The sequence below is a fragment of the Brevundimonas sp. genome (assembly GCF_036399195.1).
In the GTDB taxonomy this organism is placed as follows: Bacteria; Pseudomonadota; Alphaproteobacteria; order Caulobacterales; family Caulobacteraceae; genus Brevundimonas.
The window spans coordinates 1-3,833 of record NZ_DASWNO010000069.1 but is presented as its reverse complement, the minus strand read 5'-3'; the positions used below and the strand labels follow the sequence as shown (position 1 = coordinate 3,833).

Genomic DNA, 3,833 nt, shown 5'->3' with positions numbered 1-3,833 from the left:
ATGGCCTACGCCATGGTCGCCATCGGCTTCATCGGCTTCATCGTGTGGGCGCACCACATGTACACGGTGGGCATGAGCGTGAACCTGCGCGCCTATTTCGTCGCCGCGACCATGATCATCGCGGTGCCGACGGGGGTGAAGATCTTCAGCTGGATTGCGACCATGTGGGGCGGGTCGATCAGCTTCAAGACGCCCATGCTGTGGGCGATCGGCTTCATCTTCCTGTTCACGGTCGGCGGCGTGACCGGCGTGGTCCTGTCCAACGCCGGCATCGATTACACCCTGCACGACACCTATTACGTCGTCGCCCACTTCCACTACGTGCTGTCGTTGGGAGCCGTCTTCGCCATCTTCGGCGGCTTCTACTACTGGTACGAAAAAATGTTCGGGGTGAAGTACAACGAGTTCCTCGGCGCCACGCACTTCTGGATCATGTTCATCGGCGTGAACCTGGTGTTCTTCCCGCAGCACTTCCTCGGTCTGCAGGGCATGCCGCGGCGTTATGTCGATTACGCGGACGGCTACACCCTGTGGAACCAGGTCTCGTCGGTCGGCTATGCGATCACGGCGGTCGGGGTGCTGGTGTTCCTGGTCATGCTGGCCGAGTCCGCCATCCGCCGTCGTCCGGGCGTCGCCAACCCGTGGGGCGAAGGCGCCACCACGCTGGAGTGGACCCTGTCCTCGCCCCCGCCGCACCACCAGTTCAACGAACTGCCGGTGGTCAAGCAGGACGAACACTAACGACCCCGGCTGCCGCCGGACCAGACGACGGGGGCCGCTCCTTCAGATGAAGGAGCGGCCTCTGCCTTTCATACGTCGTGACGCCGTCCTTCCGGGGCCGAGCGAGGCGAGGAACCCGGAACCCAGGGGTTCGAGGCGCGGTCCTGGATTCCGGGTTCCGCTTCGCGGCCCCGGAAGGACGGAGTAGAGAGTTGCGCATGAGCGCCGACACCCCCACCGCGATCTCCACCGCGCAGCCGGAAGATTTCTTCCAGCTGCTGAAGCCGCGCGTGATGTCGCTGGTGATCTTCACCGCCGTGACCGGACTGGTGGTGGCGAAGGGGGCCATCGACTGGATCTCGGCCTGTATCGCCATCCTGTGCATCGCCGTCGGCGCGGGCGCGGCGGGCGCCCTGAACATGGCGCTGGAGGGCGAGACCGACGCCCTGATGCGTCGCACGCGGGGGCGACCGGTGGCGGCGGGGCGGGTGCGCAAGAACGACGCCATGACCTTCGGCGTCATCCTGTCGGTCTTCTCGGTCATGCTGCTGGGGATGGCCACCAACTGGCTGGCCGCCGGGCTGCTGGGCCTGACCATCGTCTATTACGCCGCCTTCTACACCCTGCTGCTGAAGCGTCGGACGCCCCAGAACATCGTCATCGGCGGGGCCGCGGGCGCCTTTCCGCCGGTGATCGGCTGGGCCGCGGCGACCGGTCAGGCGCCGTGGCAGGCATGGCTGCTGTTCGCCATCATCTTCCTGTGGACCCCGCCGCACAGCTGGGCGCTGGCGCTCTATTCCGCCGGCGACTACGCCCGCGCCGGCATCCCCATGATGCCTGTGGCCAAGGGGGCGAAGAGCACCCGGCTGCAGGTGCTGGTCTATTCCCTGATCCTCGTCCCGGTCGCGGTCGCGCCGGCCTTCGTCGGTCTCGGTGGGCTGCTGTACCTCGCGGTCTCGACGCTCGGCGGCCTCGGCTTCCTGCTGCTGGCCTTCCGCCTGTGGCGCAGCCGCGCCGGCGACCAGCCGGACAAGGCCGAGGCCGTGGGGCGAGAGGCCGCATTGTATGATGTCCGCGCCGGGGCCAAACCGGCCCGCAACCTGTTCGCCTTCTCGATCCTGTACCTGATGGCCCTGTTCGCCGCCCTGCTGGTCGAGAGCCTGACCGCCATACCCGGACTGTAACCGATGCAACGCCTGACCCCCGAAGAGCTCAAGGCCCGCAAGAAGCGCAACCTGGCCATCGCCGGCGCGCTGGTCGGCTTCATCATTCTGGTGTTTGGCGTCACCGTGCTGAACCTGAAGCGCAACCTCGACGCCCGCGAGGCCGCGATCGCGGCGGGCCAGCCGGTGGGCTACGCGGGATGAAGATGTCGCGGAACGCCATCGCCTTCGCCTGCGCCCTCGGCGTCATGGCCATGACCGGCGCCGCCTTCGCGGCCGTGCCGCTGTACCGGCTGTTCTGCCAGGTCACCGGGTTCGACGGCACTGTGAAGCGGGCCGAGGTCGCGCCGGATCAGGTGCTGGACGAGACGGTGCTGATCCGCTTCGACACCAATGTGCGCGGCTTGCCGATGACCTTCCGCGCCGAACAGGTCAGTCAGCGGGTGCGGATCGGCGAAACCGGCATGGCCTTCTTCGACGTCACCAACACCTCGGACAAGCCGGTTCATGCGACCGCGGCCTACAACGTCGTGCCGGAACGGGCGGGGCCCTACTTCCAGAAGCTGCAGTGTTTCTGCTTCGAGGGACAGACGATCCAGCCCGGCGAGACCGTGAAATTCCCCGTCCAGTATTTCGTGGCGCCGGAGATGGCCACCGACCGCGAGAGCCGCGGGGTGGAGGAGATCACCCTCAGCTACACCTTCTATCCGACCCAGGGCTTCGAACAGGCCGCGAACGGCGGTTCTACCTCTGGCGCGGCCGGATAGCCGACGCTATAGCCTGCGCAACGACTCTCGACTGATTTCAAGAGACCCTGATGGCCGACGCCCACGCCACTCCGCATCACGACTACCACCTGGTGAACCCCAGCCCGTGGCCGCTGGTGTCCTCGATCGCCGTGACCCTCATGATGGTCGGGGCCGTGGTCTGGATGAAGGGTCTCGTCGGCGAGGATGCGGGTCCGGTCGGCGCCGCCCTGCTGGGCAAGGGCCAGGCCGCCCTGTTCTTCGCCGGTTTCGCCGGCGTGCTGGTGTCAATGTTCGGCTGGTGGGCCGACGTGATCAAGGAGAGCAAGGCGGGCGATCACACGCCGGTCGTCTCGATCGGCCTGCGATACGGCATGATGCTGTTCATCGCCTCGGAAGTGATGTTCTTCGCCGCCTTCTTTTGGATGTTCTTCGAGATGGCGGTCTTCAACGAAGCCCGCGCCCACATCCCCGAGGTCAGCAGCTGGGCCGACACGGCCGCCGCCTGGTCCACCTGGCCGCCGCGCGGTGTCGAGACGCTCAGCGCCTGGCAGCTGCCGCTGTTGAACACGGTCATCCTGCTGCTGTCCGGCACGACCGTCACCTGGGCGCACCACGCGCTGCAGGTCGGCGACCGCAAGGGCGCCAAGCTGGGCCTCCTGATCACGGTGCTGCTGGGCATCCTGTTCACGGCGGTGCAAGCCTACGAATATTGGCACATCATCCACGAGAACCTGTTCTTCAACGAGGAAGCGGCGAACGCCGGCCTGTACGGCTCGATCTTCTTCATGGCGACGGGCTTCCACGGCTTCCACGTCCTGATCGGCACCATCTTCCTGGCCGTCTGCCTGCTGCGGCTGTACGCCGGCCAGATGAGCCCCCAGAAGCATTTCGGCTTCGAGGCCGCCGCCTGGTACTGGCATTTCGTGGACGTGGTCTGGCTGTTCCTGTTCGCCTTCATCTACGTCACCTTCGGGTGAACCAAGGCCCCACAGGGCTTGATCTTGAACCGGCGCGGATCGACACGATCCGCGCCGGTCTGCTTTGCCGCTGCCCCCGGTGCGGGCGCGGGCCGCTGTTCTCCGGCTTCCTGAAGGTGGTGGACCGCTGCGAGGCCTGCGGTTTCGACTTCACCCGGCTGAACACCGGCGACGGCGCCGCCATCTTCATCATGCAGATCGCCGGCGGGATCGTCGTGTTCGGC

At 66.5% G+C, this 3,833-nt stretch carries 6 protein-coding genes; all 6 read left to right on the top strand.

Annotated features, from left to right (window positions below; all coding sequences use genetic code 11):
- The coding region (locus VGB60_RS03440; protein ID WP_331036882.1) for a cbb3-type cytochrome c oxidase subunit I at positions 1–741 on the top strand (741 nt) is incomplete at its 5' end.
- A gap of 197 nt (positions 742–938) precedes the next feature.
- Positions 939–1,904: a heme o synthase gene (locus VGB60_RS03435; RefSeq protein WP_331036881.1), complete on the top strand. Its 966-nt coding sequence runs from the start codon at positions 939–941 to the stop codon at positions 1,902–1,904.
- A gap of 3 nt (positions 1,905–1,907) precedes the next feature.
- A complete protein-coding gene (locus tag VGB60_RS03430) occupies positions 1,908–2,087 on the top strand; it encodes a hypothetical protein (protein WP_331036880.1) in 180 nt (59 codons plus the stop codon).
- On the top strand, positions 2,084–2,650 hold the full coding sequence (locus tag VGB60_RS03425) for a cytochrome c oxidase assembly protein (RefSeq protein ID WP_331036879.1): 567 nt from the start codon (positions 2,084–2,086) through the stop codon (positions 2,648–2,650). Before VGB60_RS03430 ends, VGB60_RS03425 begins: the two co-directional genes overlap by 4 nt.
- 50 nt (positions 2,651–2,700) lie before the next feature.
- Positions 2,701–3,609: a cytochrome c oxidase subunit 3 gene (locus tag VGB60_RS03420; protein ID WP_331036878.1), complete on the top strand. Its 909-nt coding sequence runs from the start codon at positions 2,701–2,703 to the stop codon at positions 3,607–3,609.
- Positions 3,606–3,833, top strand: a 228-nt coding sequence (locus VGB60_RS03415; RefSeq protein WP_331036877.1) for a DUF983 domain-containing protein, incomplete at its 3' end; no start/stop codon positions are given. The genes VGB60_RS03420 and VGB60_RS03415, both read left to right, overlap by 4 nt.